This is a genomic window from Pseudomonas sp. P129 (assembly GCF_020312195.1).
In the GTDB taxonomy this organism is placed as follows: Bacteria; Pseudomonadota; Gammaproteobacteria; order Pseudomonadales; family Pseudomonadaceae; genus Aquipseudomonas; species Aquipseudomonas fragariae.
On sequence record NZ_JAGPYS010000002.1, the window covers coordinates 490,480 to 509,337 of the forward strand.

The 18,858-nt window shown below is 59.9% G+C and carries 10 protein-coding genes; 4 read left to right on the forward strand and 6 right to left on the reverse strand.

Translation table 11 applies throughout. The features are described 5' to 3' along the window. Nucleotides 1-373: 373 nt before the first annotated feature. Nucleotides 374-1,963, forward strand: coding sequence for an ABC-F family ATPase (locus KBY02_RS07395; protein ID WP_024638776.1), 1,590 nt, complete (start codon nucleotides 374-376; stop codon nucleotides 1,961-1,963). 63 nt (nucleotides 1,964-2,026) lie between these two features. Here KBY02_RS07395 and KBY02_RS07400 read toward each other — a convergent pair whose 3' ends face one another. Beyond that, on the reverse strand, nucleotides 2,027-3,160 hold the full coding sequence (locus KBY02_RS07400; protein WP_024640959.1) for a lactonase family protein: 1,134 nt from the start codon (nucleotides 3,158-3,160) through the stop codon (nucleotides 2,027-2,029). Between the two features lie 164 nt (nucleotides 3,161-3,324). On the opposite strand from KBY02_RS07400, the gene KBY02_RS07405 reads away from it, so the two are divergent. Continuing rightward, nucleotides 3,325-4,509 (forward strand): MFS transporter, encoded by a 1,185-nt coding sequence (locus KBY02_RS07405; RefSeq protein ID WP_024638778.1) that lies wholly within the window; start codon nucleotides 3,325-3,327, stop codon nucleotides 4,507-4,509. A gap of 261 nt (nucleotides 4,510-4,770) precedes the next feature. Then, entirely contained in the window at nucleotides 4,771-7,527 is a 2,757-nt protein-coding gene (locus KBY02_RS07410; RefSeq protein ID WP_225650090.1) for an autotransporter outer membrane beta-barrel domain-containing protein, read from the forward strand. Nucleotides 7,528-7,557: 30 nt separating this feature from the next. Here the strand turns inward: KBY02_RS07410 and glgB are convergent, their stop codons facing one another. The 3 genes from glgB to KBY02_RS07425 are packed head-to-tail and all read right to left on the reverse strand — an operon-like array spanning nucleotide 7,558 to nucleotide 15,144. Then, entirely contained in the window at nucleotides 7,558-9,783 is a 2,226-nt protein-coding gene (glgB, locus tag KBY02_RS07415) for a 1,4-alpha-glucan branching protein GlgB (protein WP_104684149.1), read from the reverse strand. Further along, nucleotides 9,780-13,106: a maltose alpha-D-glucosyltransferase gene (treS, locus tag KBY02_RS07420; protein WP_011267720.1), complete on the reverse strand. Its 3,327-nt coding sequence runs from the start codon at nucleotides 13,104-13,106 to the stop codon at nucleotides 9,780-9,782. Before treS ends, glgB begins: the two co-directional genes overlap by 4 nt. 19 nt (nucleotides 13,107-13,125) lie before the next feature. After that, entirely contained in the window at nucleotides 13,126-15,144 is a 2,019-nt protein-coding gene (locus KBY02_RS07425) for an alpha-1,4-glucan--maltose-1-phosphate maltosyltransferase (RefSeq protein ID WP_225650095.1), read from the reverse strand. 337 nt (nucleotides 15,145-15,481) lie between these two features. Here KBY02_RS07425 and KBY02_RS07430 point away from each other — a divergent pair, with 337 nt between their 5' ends. Continuing rightward, a complete protein-coding gene (locus tag KBY02_RS07430) occupies nucleotides 15,482-15,814 on the forward strand; it encodes a hypothetical protein (RefSeq protein WP_011267718.1) in 333 nt (110 codons plus the stop codon). 44 nt (nucleotides 15,815-15,858) lie between these two features. On the opposite strand, the gene KBY02_RS07435 is transcribed toward KBY02_RS07430, so the two are convergent. Both KBY02_RS07435 and KBY02_RS07440 read right to left on the reverse strand, forming a co-directional pair. Further along, nucleotides 15,859-16,605: an SDR family oxidoreductase gene (locus tag KBY02_RS07435; RefSeq protein WP_011267717.1), complete on the reverse strand. Its 747-nt coding sequence runs from the start codon at nucleotides 16,603-16,605 to the stop codon at nucleotides 15,859-15,861. Between the two features lie 111 nt (nucleotides 16,606-16,716). Further along, nucleotides 16,717-18,828: a putative bifunctional diguanylate cyclase/phosphodiesterase gene (locus tag KBY02_RS07440; protein WP_060400154.1), complete on the reverse strand. Its 2,112-nt coding sequence runs from the start codon at nucleotides 18,826-18,828 to the stop codon at nucleotides 16,717-16,719. Nucleotides 18,829-18,858: the final 30 nt, after the last annotated feature.

Consider the following 18,858-nt stretch of genomic DNA (forward strand, 5'->3'; position numbering starts at 1 on the left):
TATTTCGCCATCAAAGAGTACTGCCAGCAACGCAGCCTGCTTGTCTCAGGCATACGCACTTGCCCTCGGCGAAGGGTGCTGAAACAGGCGCCAGCCCTGCCCCGCCCCGTTAAACTCGGTAATCCTCTGCCGACCACCATGTCACTGCCGCCCGACCTATGCGACAATGCGCGCCAATGTCTGGCGTGAACCCCCACATTCATATCCCGGCAACGCAGTCATGGCAGGCTGCCGTTGCTGTAGACGTATGCCCGTTGGGTCAGCTCATGCTCGGACGGAGCGGACTGAACAGCCTCGGTGGGGTCCTGAACACCACACCTGCTGACGCCAGCGCTCCCCCGGTTATTGCCCACGTTATTGATAGGTAAAGTAATTGATCTCCACAGCTAACATCACGATGCAGTTCGGCCCCAAACCCTTGTTCGAGAATGTCTCGGTCAAGTTTGGCGCCGGTAACCGTTACGGCCTGATTGGCGCGAACGGCTGCGGCAAGTCCACGTTCATGAAAATCCTCGGTGGCGACCTCGAGCCTTCGGGTGGGCAGGTGATGCTGGAGCCGAACGTGCGTCTGGGTAAGCTGCGCCAGGATCAGTTCGCCTATGAAGAGTTCACCGTGCTCGACACCGTGATCATGGGTCACGAAGAGCTGTGGAAGGTCAAGGCCGAGCGCGACCGCATCTATTCGCTGCCGGAAATGAGTGAAGACGACGGCATGGCCGTTGCCGAGCTGGAAACCGAGTTTGCGGAAATGGACGGTTATACCGCCGAATCCCGCGCCGGTGAACTGCTGCTGGGCCTGGGTATCGGCATCGAACAGCACAACGGTCCGATGAGCGAAGTCTCGCCGGGCTGGAAGCTGCGCGTTCTGCTGGCGCAGGCACTGTTCTCCGATCCGGAAGTGCTGCTGCTCGACGAACCGACCAACCACCTGGACATCAACACCATTCGCTGGCTGGAAAACATCCTGACCCAGCGTAACAGCCTGATGATCATCATCTCCCACGACCGTCACTTCCTGAACAGCGTGTGCACGCACATGGCTGACCTGGATTACGGCGAGTTGCGCCTGTTCCCGGGCAACTATGACGAGTACATGACCGTGGCGACCCAGTCCCGCGAGCAGCTGCTGTCCGACAACGCCAAGAAGAAAGCACAGATTTCCGAACTGCAATCGTTCGTCAGCCGCTTCTCGGCCAACGCCTCGAAAGCCAAGCAGGCCACGTCCCGAGCCAAGGCAATCGACAAGATCCAGCTGGCCGAGGTCAAGCCATCCAGCCGTGTCAGCCCGTTCATTCGTTTCGAGCAGACCAAGAAACTGCACCGCCAGGCAGTCATCGTCGATCGCATGGCCAAAGGCTTCGACGGCAAGACTCTGTTCAAGGACTTCAGCTTCCAGGTCGAAGCCGGCGAACGTGTGGCTATCATCGGCCCGAACGGCATCGGCAAGACCACCCTGTTGCGCACCCTGGTCGACGAGTTGCAACCGGATGCGGGCACGGTCAAGTGGACCGATGCGGCGGAAATCGGCTACTACGCTCAGGATCATGCTCACGATTTCGAGGATGACTCCACCCTGTTCGACTGGATGGGTCAATGGACCCAGGGCGGCGAGCAAATGGTGCGTGGCACCCTGGGCCGCATGCTGTTCTCCAACGACGAGATCCTCAAGTCGGTGAAGGTGATTTCCGGTGGTGAACAGGGCCGCATGCTGTTCGGCAAGCTGATCCTGCAAAAGCCCAACGTGCTGGTGATGGACGAACCGACCAACCACCTCGACATGGAATCCATCGAGTCGTTGAACCTGGCGCTGGAAAACTATCCAGGCACACTGATTTTCGTCAGTCACGACCGCGAGTTCGTGTCCTCGCTGGCAACCCGCATCATCGAACTCAGCCCAAGTGGCGTGGTCGATTTCAGCGGCACCTATGACGACTACCTGCGCAGCCAGGGCGTTACGTTCTAAGCCTGCCAGCCCGCAACAGCAAAAAGCCCTGTCATATGACAGGGCTTTTTAGTTTCAGCGCGCTTATTCGCTCGACTGGCTGAGCATTTCAATCCACAGCGCACCCTTGCCCGAGGGCGCTTCACTGACCCGTTGCAAGTCGCCCTTCTCGCCTATGGCGTAACTGCCCACCTTGTCGCTTTTCTCGCCACAGACCAACAACCAGCGCCCATTGGGTGACACCGCGATGTTGCGGGGCTGCTTTTCCTGAACGGGGTAATTTTCAACGAACGTCACGTTGCCATTGGCGGGCTCAACCTTGAACACCGACACGCTGCTGGTGGTGCGTTCACTGATGAACAGCCATTTGCCGTTCGGCGCGATACGAATGTCCGCAGCCCAGATACGCGGCGTCGGATCATCCTTCAGATCATTGTTGCGCGCATCACGGGCTTGTCCCGGCGCCAGGTTCAAGCGCTTGGGAATGCCGTCTGCCTGACTGGTCTGCTTCAACGCACCGGTTTTCTGATTGATCGCGAAGGCAGTGACGGTGCCACTCATTTCACCGACGACATACAGAAACTTGCCGTCGGACGAAAAGGCCAGGTGGCGCGGGCCGGTATTGTCGGGAACGGCGACATAGCCCTCGCCGATGGGGACGAGCTTTCCGTCCTTGGGCTCCAGTCGGTATTGCAGCACACGATCGACGCCCAGGTTGCCAGCGTACACAAACCGGTTGCTCGGATCGGTGCGCACCGAATGCGCGTGCATGCCGGTCTTGTAAGTCTGAATGCTGTCGCTCGGGCGGTGCTGCGTGTCGATGGGCTGGACGCTGAGCAAGTCGGCACCATAGGACGCGCCGAACAGGAAGCGTCCGCTGCGATCGGTAGACAGGTAGGCCAGACTCTCGGCCAGCGGTGCCTGACTCAGCGGCTTGAGGTGCCCCGTTCCAGGTTCGATGCTGAAACTCAGCACTTGATACGGTTTGGCGCGCAACGCCGCGAATAACGCTTTGCCATCCGGCGTGATGGCCATCGGATTGACCTGATCACCCGCCCTGGTTTGCTCGACCAGGCTGAGCGCCCCGCTCTGCTCATCGAGACGGTATTGAGAGATGAGCCCATCGGTAGGGCTGGAGATATAGGCGAAGGTGGCTGCCTGGGCGCTCAGGCCGAATGAACAACCGACTGCAGCGGCCAGCAACAGAATATTTTTCATGAACAACCTTTTTATTATTGTGATGTGATCAGTCATCCTATGAGCATATCTTCACAACGGCAACTGCCTGATAACCAACCCGCATAATACCGTTAGCCTGCTTTCATTTATCCACGACGCAGGCCATGATGAGGCACTCCCACCGCCCGCCAGCGAAGAGCCCAATGCCTGCCGCACACCCCGGTTCCATGACGATTACCCTGCAGATCGTCTCCATCGTCTTCTACACGTTCATCGCCTTCCTGTGTATCGGACTGCCTATTGCGGTATTGCCCGGCTACGTTCATGACCAGTTGGGTTTCAGCCCGCTGATTGCCGGCCTGACCATCGCCTCGCAATACCTCGCCACCCTGCTCAGCCGGCCCTTCGCCGGCCGCGCGACAGACACGCTGGGCAGCAAGCGTTCCATCGTGTTCGGGCTCTGGGGCATCGTCATCAGCGGCAGCATGACCTTGCTGGCCACACTGCTGCACGAATTTGCCACGCTGAGCCTGTCGATTCTCATCGTTGCCCGGCTGTTCCTTGGCGTCTCTCAGGGGCTTATCGGGGTAGGCACCATTAATTGGTGCATCGGCAAGGTCGGCACGGAGCATACCGCCCGTTCAATCTCGTGGAACGGCATTGCGTCCTATGGTGCTATTGCCATCGGTGCGCCGCTGGGCGTCGTGGTCATCGATAGCATTGGCTTCAACAGCCTGGGTATTGCCCTGATGGTGATGGCGGGGCTGGCACTGAGGCTGATTCGCGACAAACCATCCGTACCCATCATTGTCGGTGAGCGCCTGCCCTACTGGTCGGTGTTCGGCCGCATCGCACCCTACGGTCTGGGCCTGACGCTCTCGTCGATCGGCTACGGCACACTGACCACCTTCATCACCCTGTTCTATCTGAATCGGGGCTGGGAAGGTGCGGCCTATTGCCTGAGCATGTTTGGTGTGTGCTTTATCCTCGCCCGCCTGCTGTTCATCGGCGCCATCAATCGACTGGGCGGCTACAACGCGGCCATTGTGTGCATGGCGGTAGAAATCTGCGGGCTGTTGATGCTCTGGCTTTCCCCAAGCAGCAGCGTTGCCCTCGCAGGCGCCGGACTGACCGGCGTGGGGCTGTCGCTGGTCTACCCGGCGCTCGGCGTAGAGGCTATCAAGTGCGTGCCCACCCCTAGCCGCGGCGCAGGCCTGAGCGCCTATGCGGTGTTCTTCGATCTGGCACTGGCAATCGCGGGTCCGGTGATGGGCGCAATTGCCTTGGGCCAGGGCTATGACTGGATATTTTTCTACGCCGCCCTGCTATCGGTTTGCGCGCTGGCCCTGACAATCTGGTTGTCGCGGCGCGCCACTCAACTCGGGTGAAGGGTCCTCAACAGTGGCTTTGCTGCATAAGCTTTTCTCCTGTAGTTCCAATAGTTAGCAGATAACGCTTAAATCCTGCCATCGGTCGGTCAACTTCTTGACGCATCCGGCAACGACTTCTTGACTTGATACTGCGAGCCTCGAAACAGGCTTGCAAAGCGATCTTCACCCGCCTTGGTGTGACGCCGCTTTGCGTAGCAGTCTGGCGCTTCGATCCCTCTCGATTGCCTCCCTGCTGCCTGCCTGGACGGGAGTGCTGTCATGAAAATCCGTTGCGTTCATCTGTACCAGACCTGCAATGTGCTGCCCGTGGTAATACTGGCAATCATCCCGTCCTGGGCCGAGGGCGCCTGCAGCCTTTCCTCCCTGGCATCGGCAGGCGTTCAGGTCTGCAACAGCGGCAGCAGCGGGCCGTTTAGCGCGCCGAGCGGTGACCACGTGCTGATCTTTCCGGTCGGCGGAACGGGCACCGTGTCCGGCAATATCCTGTTCGGTCCGGGAATGGACAGCGTGGACATGCAGTCGGGGCGCATTCTGGGCAACGTTACTCAAGGGGCCGGTATCGACCGCTTCACGCTCTCCACGGGCGAGGTCAGCGGCGATCTGAACCAGGGCGATGATCCCGACGATTTTGTCATGGGCGGCGGCACGCTTGGCTCTCTGGCCCAGGGTGACGGACGCGATACCTTTCTCATGACGGGCGGCACCATCACCCGCGCGTTCGAGGATGGCGACGTCGCGGTGATGACCGGTGGCAGCATCGGTCGCGTGGACATGAAGCTGGACAACAATGTATTCGAAATGTCTGGTGGCACTATCATCAACAACCTGGTCACCGGCTTTGGCCGGGACACCATCACCTTGTCGGGTGGCATTGTTGGCGGCAACGTCAGCGTCAGTGGCGGCGACGACCAGATCACCCTCAGTGGCGGCGAGATCCGCGGCGAAGTTCGCACCAGCGTTGGCAATGACACTTTCAACTGGCTGAACGGCGGTTACGCACGCAGCAACGTATTGATGGCCGACGGCAACGATACGGCACGCCTGTACAACCTGAGCGAATACTACCTGAGCGCCAACCCGCTGCTCGACGGCGGCCCTGGCAACGACGCGTTGACCTTCGACGACACCGTATCATCACAGCCGGGTCGCTACGCCAACTGGGAAACGGTCAATGTGAGCAATGGCTCGCAGCTGAATCTGGCCGGCACGCTGGTGCTCGGCGACAGCCTGACTGACACCGGCGTTCTGGACATAGACTCCAGCAGCAGGCTGATCTCGACCTCGGGCAGTGTTGTCCCCTTCAGCGCCGGATCCCTCGCCTCACTGCAGAATGCCGGAACGCTGGATCTAAGCGATGCAGGCCGCTCGCTCACTGGCACATTGACGGTGACCGGCAATTACACCGGCCAGAACGGACGACTGCTGTTGCTCTCGGCACTGGGCGATGATGCATCCGCCAGCGACCGACTGGTGGTAGCACAAGGGCGTATCAGTGGGTCTACGCGCATGCTCGTCAGCAACTCGGGTGGGCTGGGCGCCCTGACCCGTGGCAATGGCATCGAAGTGGTAAAAGCCATCAACGGTGCAACCAGCGAAAGCGGCGCCTTTTCGTTGCAAAGTCCGCTGTCTGCAGGCGCTTATCAGTATTACCTGTTCAAGGGCGGCGCTACTGCCGGCTCTGAGAACAGCTGGTTTCTGCGCTCTGCGGTGATTGCCCCGCCAACGCCAGCGCCGCCCCCTGTCGAGCCCGCCCCGGAACCTGCACAGCCAACGCCGCTGCCCGCACCTGCTCCTGAGCCTGAACCAGAACCAGAACCAGAACCAGAACCTGTTCCTGTTCCTGAACCTGTTCCTGAGCCGACACCGACACCGACACCGACACCACAGCCTGTGCCTGCTCCAGAACCTGCACCAACACCGCAACCTGTACCTGCCCCACCTCCAGACCCTGAGCCTGAGCCGAACAGCCCGCCCCCTGTCACCCCAGCAGCCGCACTGCCAGTCCCGGCGATAGGAACCCCGCCGCTGCCGGAACCCGTTCGCGGAGCTGCACCCATCGCGCTGTACCGGCCCGAGGTCGCCAACTACTCCGTGGTGGCTCCCACCGCTGCGGTCCTGGCCCTGAGCTCACTGGGCACCTTTCATGAGCGTCAGGGGGATCAAGCCTTGCTGACGCAAAACGGCACGACGTCGGCAGGTTGGGCACGCGTGTTCGGCAGCGACTTCAGGCAACGCTGGTCGGGAGACGTGAGCCCTGGCCTGGACGCTTCATTCAAGGGTTATCAGATAGGCCATGACCTGTATGCCTGGCAACAGGACAGCGGGCGAACTCAGCGTGTCGGCCTGTTCGTCGCGCATAACCGTCTGGACGGCAGAGTGAAGGGTTTTGCAGAAGGTTTCAGCGACTACGAAACAGGGCGTCTGAAACTGCAGGGCGAGAGCCTGGGCGCCTACTGGACGCTGACCACGCCGAGTGGCGGATATGTCGACGCAGTGGCGATGGGCACCCGCCTGGACGGTCGCAGCCGTTCTGTCAGAGGCGTAGGCGTCGATACTGAGGGCCGCGTCATCAGCCTGTCTGTCGACGCAGGTTACCCGCTGCCGCTCTCACAGCGCTGGGTTGCAGAGCCTCAGGTACAGATCATCTACCAACGCGTTGACCTGCAGGACCAGCATGACGGCATTGCCCATCTGAGGTTCGATAGCCAGGCTTACACCACAGGGCGAATCGGCCTGCGCTTCAAGGGACACTATCAAGTGAGCGGCGTACCGTTAGAGCCTTATCTGCGCGCCAACCTCTGGCACACCAAAGACGGCCATGACACGCTGACCTTTGATCACGCAGAGCAGATAAGAACAGCGCATCGGTCAACGACGGGCAGTATTGGCGCAGGGATGGTAGCGACATTGAGCAGCAGCGCCAGTCTGCACTGGAGCGCTGATTATCTCAGTGATCTGGACGACGACGGAGCGCAGGGAGTGAACACCAGCCTGGGGTTCAGGCTGGTGTGGTAATGCGATCGTTGGCGCGGGGACGCGCCTTGATCAGTGTTTCTTCGGTTTGAGGATCAGCACCGCGAGGGGTGGCAGATTCAGCACCAGCGAATCCTCCATCCCATGCGCCGGCTCGGCTTCGGTCATGACCTCGCCACCATTGCCAAAGTTGGAGCCCGCGTAGGTTTCCGCGTCACTGTTGAGCAGCTCCGTCCAGGCACCTCGCATCGGCGCGCCAAGACGGTAGTCCAGGCGCGGCACCGGGGTCATGTTGGCGACCACCAGCAGCGGTTCGCCGTCGTTGCTCCAGCGCAGGTACGCAAACACGCTGTTGGCACTGTCATCGCCGACCAGCCACTGGAAGCCGGCAGGGTCTGCATCGCGCTCGTGCAGCGCCTTTTCCTCGCGATAGAGGCGGTTCAGGTCGCCGACAAGGTTCTTCACGCCCACGTGCTCGGCGTATTGCATCAAGTACCAGTCCAGTTCCCTGTCGTGATTCCACTCGCGCCATTGGCCGAATTCGCAGCCCATGAACAGCAGCTTCTTGCCGGGATGCGTCCACATGAATGACAGATAGGCGCGCAGGTTGGCGAATTTCTGCCAGCGATCGCCTGGCATCTTGTCGATCAGCGAATGTTTGCCGTGCACCACTTCGTCGTGGGAAATAGGCAGTACGAAACGCTCGGACCACGCATACACCAGGCTGAAGCTCAGCTTGCCATGGTGATGCCCGCGGTTGATCGGGTCCTCTTCCATGTACTGCAGCGAGTCATGCATCCAGCCCATGTTCCACTTGTAATTGAAGCCAAGCCCGCCCTGCTGGGTCGGCTCGCTGACACCCGGCCAGGCGGTCGACTCTTCGGCAATCACCATGGTCCCAGGGGCTTCCAGTGCAACCACGTCGTTCAAATGACGCAGGAAGTCGATGGCCTCGAGGTTTTCGCGACCGCCGAAGCGATTCGTCACCCATTCGCCAGCATTACGCGAATAGTCGCGATACAGCATCGACGCCACCGCATCCACGCGCAGACCGTCGATGTGGTAATGCTTGAGCCAGTGCAGTGCCGAGGCCAGCATGAAACCATGAACCTCGGTGCGTCCCAGGTTGTAGATCAGGGTGTTCCAGTCCTGATGGAAGCCTTCCTTCGGGTCCGCGTACTCATACAGGCAAGTACCGTCGAACTGCGCCAGACCATGGGTATCGGTCGGAAAATGCGCTGGAACCCAGTCAAGAATGACGCCGATTTCAGCCCGGTGACAGGCATCGACGAAGAAGGCGAAATCTTCCGGCGAACCGTAACGGGCAGTTGGCGCGAACTGGGCCAGCAACTGATAGCCCCATGAACCACCGAATGGGTGTTCCATGATCGGCATCAGTTCGATGTGCGTGAAGCCAAGTTCCTTGACGTAAGGAATCAGGCGATCAGCCAGTTCACGCCAGTTGTACTGCCGCCATTGATTGTCTTCGACCTGCTCCATTTGCCAGGAGCCTGCGTGCAACTCGTAGATCGACAGCGGTGCAGTGACTTCGTGGCGCCCAGCCCTCGACTGCAGCCACTCCTGGTCATTCCATTCGAATTGCAATGGCGCAGCGATCTTCGACGCGGTATCGGGCGGCAATGTTGTGGACAAGGCCATCGGATCGCTTTTCAACGGCAGAATCCCGTGAGCACCGAGAATCTCGTACTTATAGACCTCGCCGGGCTGCAGACGCGGGACGAAAATCTCCCATACGCCGGTCGGGTGGCGCATGCGCATCGGATGGCGCCGGCCATCCCAACTGTTGAAGCTGCCAACCACCGAAACACGACGCGCATTGGGTGCCCAGACCGCAAAACGCACACCGTCCACGCCATCGACGCTGGTGACTTGCGCGCCCAGACAGCTGCTCAGGTCGCGATGATTACCCTCGGCAAACAGGTAAAGGTCCATCTCGCCCAGCAGCGGGCCAAAGCTGTAAGGGTCTTCGGTGATCTGTTCACCGCCAGCCCAATTGATTTTCAGCAGGTAAGGCTGCGGGTGTTCGAGGTGGCCGACGAAAAACCCCGGCACTTCGCTCATTTCCATCTCGCCCAGTTCACGACCGTCATCCCTGGCCAGCAGGCGGACACTCAAGGCTGCGGGCAGATAGGCGCGAACGAACTGCCCGCTGCCGCCATCGCCATGCGGGCCGAGGATAGAGAACGGGTCACGGTGTTCAGCACGGATCAGCGCGTCGAGGTCCACAGCAGCGGGAATCGCGCGGCGGCGCGTGCCGGTTTTGTCAGGCGCATTCATATTGACTCTCCATCAGACGGTTGCAGCAACCCACGCAAGCCTTGCAAGGGAACGGCCAGCCAGGCTGGACGGTTCTCGGCTTCGTAGATCACTTCATAAGCAGCTTTTTCAAGGGTGAACAGCTCGAGTGCAGCGTCCTCCCCTTTCGCATCTTTCCAGGCATGGGCAATGCCGGTGGTCGCCGAGCGATAACCCTCGATAAAGGTTTCTCGCGCCTGCGCCAGGTAGGTATCGGCAACACGTTTGCGCGCGCCGGCTGCCTCGGGAGACGTGTCGACGCTTTGCGCACTGCGTACAGCCATGGCCGCAGCGTAGTCAAAGGACCGCAGGACACCGCTGACATCCTTGAACGGGCTGTGCTTGGCACGGCGCTCTTCAAGTGCGCGGGCCGGTTCACCCTCGAAATCGATCAGGTAGGCATCACCCTTGACCACCAGTACTTGCCCCAGATGCAGATCGCCATGCACACGAATGCGCAGGCCACCGGCGGAGCGCTTGGCCAGGCCTTCGACGCGCTGGCGGATCTGCTTGCGCTGCGCGAGCAGATCGTTGACCAGTTGCTGATCGTCCTTGTCCAGCTCGCCGATGCGCTGTTCCAGCAGCTGCAAGGCGCGCTCGAGCTGAGCGTTGACGCTGACCCCGGAGGCCTTGCTGTCCTGGCTGCTGGTGACTTCGACGGCAAAATCCGCATTGTCGGTGGGCGACGCGAGAATCTGGTGCATCTCACCCAGACGCTGGCCAAGACTGCGCGAGAAGTCCGCGAGTTCGAGCAGCGCGTTGTAATGCTGTTCCTGACCGGAAACACCATGTGCCAGCTCGTCACGTACCGCACGCTCGAGATTGTTCTGGGTCCACTCCCACGCATCGCCCTGGTTGCTCAGATAGCCCTGAGCGATCATCAGCAGGTTGGGCTGACCGTCCTTGCCGACGCGTACCAGAGAGCCCAGCAGCGGCGAAATGTTCTTGAAGCCGGCACGGGTCAGGAACGCGCCCATTTCCAGCTCTGGGTGCGTCCCGGCACTGACTTTGCGAATCAGCTTGAGCACCAGGCTGCTGCCCACCACCACCGAACTGTTCGATTGCTCGGCAGACAGGTAGCGCACTTCCGACTCAGCGTTCAGGCCGAGGGGTGCCAGCTGCGAACTTTGCTCGAAACGCAACTCGCCGTCGGCACAGGGTATGACCGTATCCGACTGCATGCCCTGAATCACTGCGCGGATGAAAGTTTCGAGGGTAAATGCATCCGTGATCAGCCCGACATCGCGATTGCGACGCACTCGGGCGAGCGCCAGTTGCTGCGGCAGTGCACTGCTGATGTCGTCTTCGGCGAGCAAGCCGAACGGCAATTGATAGCGATCGGTCTGCCCGCCTGCGGTGACTTCTATTTCGCTGAGCAGCACCGGATTCGCTTCTTCGCCGAAGCGCACGGCGTAGGCAATGCTGACCTTCTCGATCGCCTTGTCCTTGCCCGCGAACCAGCGCCGTTTGGGCAGGTAGACCGCCAGCGAGGTGTTTTCCATGGTGCTGCGCAGTGGCTCTTCGAGCAACTCTTCCAGACGCTTCTTGAGCACCAGAGTCGGGAAGTCCGGCATGCTCTGCGCGGGTTCAACGTGCCAACTGGGCATTTGATTCTCCGAAGCCAGTAAAAACCAGTAAAAGCCGTACGGCGGCAGCGTCAGCAGGTAGCTCAACTGGCCGATGGGCGGGAATGCGCTGCCGCCGAGCATTTCCACCGGCACCGTGCCTGCGTAGGCAGACAACTCAAGCTCTGCAGCCTGAGCGGCGCTGGAAACGTTGGCGACACACAGCACCACTTCACTGTGTCCGTCAGGTGCTGTGTATTCGCGGGTATACGCCAGAATGCGGCGGTTCGACGGCGAGAGCATTTTCAGCGTGCCACGTCCGAATGCCTTCTGCTGTTTGCGCACGGCGAGCATGCGCCGGTTCCAGTTCAGCAGCGAATGCGGGTCACGCTCCTGGATTTCGACGTTGACCGACTGGAAGCCGTACATCGGGTCCATGATCGGTGGCAACACCAGGCTGGCCGGGTCGGCGCGCGAAAAACCGCCGTTGCGGTCGATGGACCATTGCATCGGTGTGCGCACACCGTCCCGGTCGCCCAGGTAGATGTTATCGCCCATGCCGATCTCGTCGCCGTAATACAGCGTCGGTGTGCCGGGCATCGACAACAGCATGCTGTTCAGCAACTCGACCCGGCGACGGTCGCGATCCACCAAAGGCGCAAGGCGCCGACGGATGCCCAGGTTGATCCGTGCACGGCGGTCGGCCGCGTAGTAATTCCACAGGTAATCACGCTCACGATCGGTGACCATTTCCAGGGTCAGTTCATCGTGGTTGCGCAGGAAAATCGCCCATTGGCAGTTTTCCGGGATCTCCGGCGTCTGCCGCAAGATATCGGTGATCGGAAAACGATCTTCCTGGGCCAGCGCCATGTACATGCGTGGCATCAACGGAAAGTGAAAGGCCATGTGGCATTCATCGCCGTCCGGGCCTTTGCTGTCACCAAAATACAGCTGGGTGTCTTCTGGCCATTGATTGGCCTCGGCCAGCAGCATGCGGTCCGGATAGTTCGCATCGATCTCGGCACGGATGCGCTTGAGCACCTGATGGGTTTCCGGCAGGTTCTCGTTGTTGGTGCCGTCCCGCTCGATGAGGTACGGAATGGCATCCAGACGCAAACCGTCGATGCCCAGATCCAGCCAGAAGCGCATGACTTCCAGAACCGCATCAAGCACGTGCGGATTGTCGAAATTCAGATCCGGCTGGTGGGAGTAGAAACGGTGCCAGAAGTACTGGCCGGCAACCGGGTCCCAGGTCCAGTTGGACGTCTCGGTATCGAGAAAGATGATCCGCGTACCGTCGTACTTCTGATCGGTGTCCGACCATACATAGAAGTCCCGCGCCTTGGAACCGGGCTTGGCATTGCGGGCTTTCTGGAACCAGGGATGCTGGTCGGAAGTATGATTGATGACCAGCTCGCTGATCACTCGCAGGCCGCGCTTGTGTGCCTGGGCGATAAAACGCTTGGCATCGGCCATGGTGCCGTAATCGCTGTGCACATCCCGGTATTCGGAAATGTCGTAGCCATCGTCCCGGCGTGGCGACGGATAAAACGGCAACAACCAGATGGTGTTGACGCCCAGCGCGGCAATGTAGTCGAGCTTTTCGATCAAGCCCGCGAAATCGCCGATTCCGTCGTTATTGGAATCAAAGAACGATTTCACGTGAACCTGATAAATCACCGCATCCTTGTACCAGAGCGGGTCTTTGATAAATGTCGCGTCACCGGGCTTCTTGGCCATTATTGACTCCTCGGGAGTGTTATTGCGCAGCCTGGATACGCCAGATTCCAAACGGTTGGGATGGATCGAGACGCGTGTGCTGATACTTGCCGTACCAGGTCCAGCGGTGCCCGGTCATCAGGTCTTCACCCGACGTAGCGGCGTCATCCGGCAGGCCCATTTCCCACAGCGGCAACTCGAAATCCGCTTCCTGTGCGTTGTACGGGTCGAGGTTGACGGCAACCAGAATGAAGTTGCTGCCGTCCGCCGAGCGCTTGCCGAAATACAGAATGTTGTCGTTCCACGCGTTATACAGCTTCAGACCCAAGTGGGTTTGCAACGCAGGGTTCTGCCGACGAATGCGGTTGAGCTGAGCGATCTCGGCGATGATGTTGCCCGGCGCCGCGTAATCGCGAACCCGAATCTGGTACTTCTCCGAGTCCAGATACTCTTCCTTGCCGGGAATAGGGGCCGCTTCGCACAGCTCGAACCCGGAATACATACCCCACAGCCCGGAACCCATGGTGGCCAGTGCCGCCCGGATCAGAAACCCGGGGCGACCGGACTCATGCAGGAAGCGCGGGTTGATGTCGGGCGTGTTGACGAAGAAATTCGGACGATAACAGTCGCGCCAAGGCACTTCGTTGAGCTGGGTGAAGTACTCGGACAACTCCGCCTTGGTGTTGCGCCAGGTGAAATAGGTATAACTCTGGCTGTAACCGACCTTGCCCAGGCGCGCCATCATTGCCGGCTTGGTAAAGGCTTCGGCCAGGAACATCACCTCGGGGTGCTGACTGCGCACTTCGCCGATCATCCACTGCCAGAACGGCAGCGGTTTGGTGTGCGGGTTGTCGACGCGGAAGATTTTCACGCCTTCGTTGACCCATCCCAGAACGATGTCGCGCAACTCCGTCCACAGGCCGGGGATGGCGTCTGGTGCGTAGAAATCGACGTTGACGATGTCCTGATACTTCTTCGGCGGGTTTTCCGCATAACGGATCGTGCCGTCCGGACGCCACGAGAACCAGCCCGGATGCTGCTTGAGCCACGGGTGATCCTGGGAACACTGGATGGCGAAATCCAGCGCAATTTCCAGGCCATGCTCGGCCGCGGCTTTTACCAGATGACGGAAATCTTCACGACTGCCCAACTGTGGGTGGATGGCTTCATGGCCCCCATCCTCGCTGCCGATCGCATACGGGCTGCCCGGATCATCAGGGCCAGCGGTCAGGGAATTGTTCGGGCCCTTGCGGTGGGCACGGCCGATTGGATGAATCGGCGGGAAATACAACACGTCGAAGCCCATGTCGCGAATGATCGGCAGACGCGAATGAACGTCGTTGAACGTGCCGTGGCGCGCCGGATCGTCGGTCATCGAACGGGGAAACAGCTCATACCAGCTGGCAAACTGCGCCAGCTCACGCTCGACATCCAGCGGGAATTCGACGCTGCGGCTCAGGAAGGCCTGATTGTCGGCCAGTTTCATCAAGCTGGCGGTTTCGCTGTGCAACAACAGCGCGACTTTCTCGTCTTTATCGCCCTGTTCAAGCTGGCCCAGCAGGCCTTCGATTTGCTGGCGCTGCTCGTTCTGGCTGCGCTTGGCGGCATGCACCAGATGAATGCGGCCCTCTTCCAGCTCCAGATCCACAGGAACGCCGGCGCCGAACTTCTTCTCCAGCTCATAACGATAGCTGCCGAACTGATCGATCCAGGCTTCGAGGCGAAACACATGGCGGCTGACCGAGGTCGGGGTGAATTCACCGACCCAGCTGTCATTTCCAAGCTCGCGCATTGGCGCGCTGTGCCAGTGCTCTTCATCGGCAGCACGCCAGCGGATATTGACCGCCATCTTGTCGTGCCCATCGGCATAGACCTTGCTGGTCACGGTGACCGGTTGCCCGATGATCGCCTTGGCCGCGAACAGGCCACCGTCGATCACCGGCAACGTGTCTTCAATCACGATGCGGGGTAATTGCAGCGCCTGGGTCAGTGACAGCGGAAGGGTTGCTTGCGGGACATCGGTGGCCAGGGAATCCGGACCGTATGGCTGTTCATTCATCGAGCATCACTCCTCACGCCCCAGGGACGCTCCTGTGCATTCCATGCAATGGAAAAATTGACGGTATGGCAGCGTACGATCGCACTGTGCTGGCGACTCGTCTATTTCCGCTGACTAGGTTCCGAGCGGTCAACGAGGGTAAAGTTCAAAGGTTTTGAGGATGTTTGGTGGTCGTGGGTGGGCATTAGCCAATGGAAATATTTAAAGAGAATGCGTGCTCTGATTCCCGAATCCCCGTAGGAGGAGTCGTTTACCAAGCCTTCAGCCATCGATAGCAAAGGCATTGCAGCACACTTAATCAGAAGCTTGTGTCAGCGCATCCAAAAAGAGACGCTCCATGATTCTGAAACCTTGCAACTACGAGTTATTGAATTTCGACGTGCACCGAAGAGAAGACGTGAATATAGCGTTCCACGACGACTTTTTATCTCCGGATGAGGTTGAAGCAAATCAATTGAATCATCGGCCACGCCGGGCGGTCGTAAACAGGGTCGACAAGGAGGCTGCAACCATGACCTTACCCAACCCTGTAGAAGTACCCGATCCGAACATCGATGACCCCGCCCTGCCCGAGCCAGTGCCCGAGCAGGAGCCGCCGCCATCCACGCCGCCGCCCAATGAAACGCCAGTTGGCGATCCGCCAGCCAATGCGCCGCCCGTCACGGTGTGACGAGTAAGCAGGGTCTGAAGGGGTCTGCCCGAGTATGGACGCCTTCAGCGCCCTCCCGCCACATCGATGAACGTTCCCGTGGCATAAGACGCATTGTCCGACAGCAACCAGAGAATCGCTTCGGCCACTTCCTCGGCGGTACCGCCACGGCCCATGGGCAATGCCCCTTCAAGCTTGCTGACGCGGAACGGATCGCCGCTCAGGGCGTGAAAGTCGGTGAAGATGAACCCCGGACGTACCGCGTTGACGCGAACGTTTTCCGCCGCGACCTCTTTGGAGAGCCCGATGGTGAAGGTGTCCAGCGCTCCTTTGGATGCTGCATAGTCGACGTACTCGCCTGCCGAGCCCAGGCGTGCCGCGAGTGACGATACGTTGACGATGCTGCCGCCTTGCCCCCCGTGTGCCGGCAACATGCGCAACAAGGCGTGTTTGCTGCACAGCATCGGGCCGACGACGTTGTTCATCATCATCTTCAACAGGCGAAATTCCGACATGTCCTCGACTCTGGAAGCCTGCGCCAGGGTGCCCGCATTATTGACCAGATGGGTAACCCGGCCGAGTTCGGAGTCAACCCTGGCAAACAGCCGCATGATCTCGTCTTCGTTGCTGACATCGGCCTGCACGGTGATCGCCCTGGCGCCCATTGCCCTCACCTGGCCTGCGGTCTTTTCGGCAGCGGCATGATCCGACAGGTAGTTGATGCAGATCCGATAACCCTGTGAGGCGGCCAGACGCGCTGTAGCAGCGCCGATCCCGCGCGAACCACCGGTGATAATGAGGACTTTTTCCATGGAGTGTCTCGTTTTTTTCAAAGGCCTACATCAGGATCCAGCCAACCTTCGCAGGTTAACCAGCCGGTTCGGATCGTGACAGCCTTTATCGTCCAGCGCCATCTGCGCGCGTCAGAAAGCCGCTTGCCCGGTATCGGACGCTTCCACTGCAGCTTTCGCTTCGGCGGCGCGGATTTCTTCGAGAAACTGCTCGGCCGGTAACGGATAACCCAGCAGGAAGCCTTGCAGCGAGTGACATCCCAGGTGAGTCAGGAAGCGCTGCTGAACAGCGGTTTCGACGCCCTCGGCGACGATCCGCAGATTCAACGCCTGCCCTACCGCGACGATGGCCGAGACGATGGCGGCGTCGTCGGTGTCATGCTCCAGGTCGCGGACGAAGCCCCGATCAATCTTGATTTCATTGGCGGGCAGTCGTTTCAGGTACATCAGGCTGGAGTAACCGGTGCCAAAATCATCGATCGACAGGTCCACGCCCATTTCCGAAAGCCTTCGCAACACCGCCAGGCTGGCATCCGCATCATGCATGGCCGTGGTCTCGGTGATTTCCAGGGTCAGGCAGTTGGCCGGCAACTGATGCCGGGCCAGTGTGTCCGCCACTGCCGTAACCAGCCCGGCATGACAGAACTGCAAGGCTGACAGATTGACTGCAATGCGCCAGTGCGAGTAGCCCTGGGTGTACCACTCACGCATTTGCCGACAGGCTTCGTCCAGCACCCACTCGCCGATCTGAATGATCAGGCCGGTCTTCTCCGCCATGGAAATGAACAGATCGGGACCGAGAACACCCTGCTCCGGATGATTCCAGCGCAGCAACGCTTCTGCGCCTACGGGCAGTCCGGTCATGGCGTCGAACTTGGGCTGGTAATAGATACAGAACTGCCGGTGCTTGATCGCCTTGTGCAAATCCTGCGACATCTGCAACTGATTGCGGGCGTTACTGTTCATCGACACATCGAAAAAGCTGTAGCCGTTCTTGCCGGCCGCCTTGGTGTGGTACATGGCGGCGTCGGCATTGATCAGAAGCTCATGCTGGGTGCTGCCATTGCCCGGGTACACGCAGATGCCGATGCTGAGGGAAATCTGCAATTGATGTTCGCCAATGATAAACGGGTTGCCGACCTCACTGACCTGTCGTCTGGCCACGCCCAATGCATCCTCAGGGTGTTGAAGCTCCACCAGCAGGACAAACTCGTCACCGCCGACTCTGGCCAGCGTGTCGCGACGGTGCAGGCTGTTGCGAAGACGCAAGGCGACCTGCCGCAACAGCAGGTCGCCGGTGTGGTGCCCGAACGCGTCATTGACCGGTTTGAAGCCATCGAGGTCCATGAACATCAGCGCAAAGCAGCCACCCGTCTCGGTGACCCTCTTCATTGCCTGATCGATGCGTTCGGTCAACAACGCCCGGTTTGGCAAACCGGTCAGGTTGTCATGCAGGGCCAGGTGGGTCAGTTCCAGATTGGCTTGCGTCAGAGAATCGGCCAACACGGCGGTACGTGTTTCCAGATGCGAATCGAGAATGCAGCTGAACAGCGCAATCCCCAGAATCGACAGGCTGGCGACCAGCACGAATCTGTCCAGCCCGTTACTGCTCAACCCTTGGGGCAGCGCACCACAAAAGCTGCCATCGGCAAAATTCGCAGCGGCCATACCGGTGTAATGCATGCCGATGACAGCCAGCCCCAGCAACAGCGCCGCCGAGGCGCGCAACACGTAGACTCTCGGGCGTTGCTGACGAAGGTGGAAGGCTACGCGCAATGCTGCTGCGGATGCAACGACAGCAATGACCAACGAAAGCGCGAACAGCCACGGCGTGTACTGGATGCCCGGCTGCATACGCATTGCCGCCATGCCGGTGTAATGCGTGGCGCTGATGCCAAGCCCCAGTAACAGCGACCCCAGGCTCAGTTGCAGTGCCGGCAATCGCGGCAGAGTGGCGAGCCACAGGGCGAACCCTGAAAAGCCGATGGCGATCAACAGCGAAAGCAGCACCAGTGGCACGTCGTAGCCCAGGTCAATGGGCAATACGAACGCCAGCATACCGATGAAATGCGTCGACCAGGTGCCGACGCCCATCGCGACAGCGCCTCCTGCGATCCATAGATGAACGGCACGGCCCCTGGCCGAAACGATGCGGCCAACCAGATCGAGGGCCGTATAGGCGGCAAGAATAGCGACGAGAATCGAGATGACGACGAGTGAGGGGATGTAACTGCCAATCAACATAAACGCACCTGGAAACCAATGAGCGCGTCC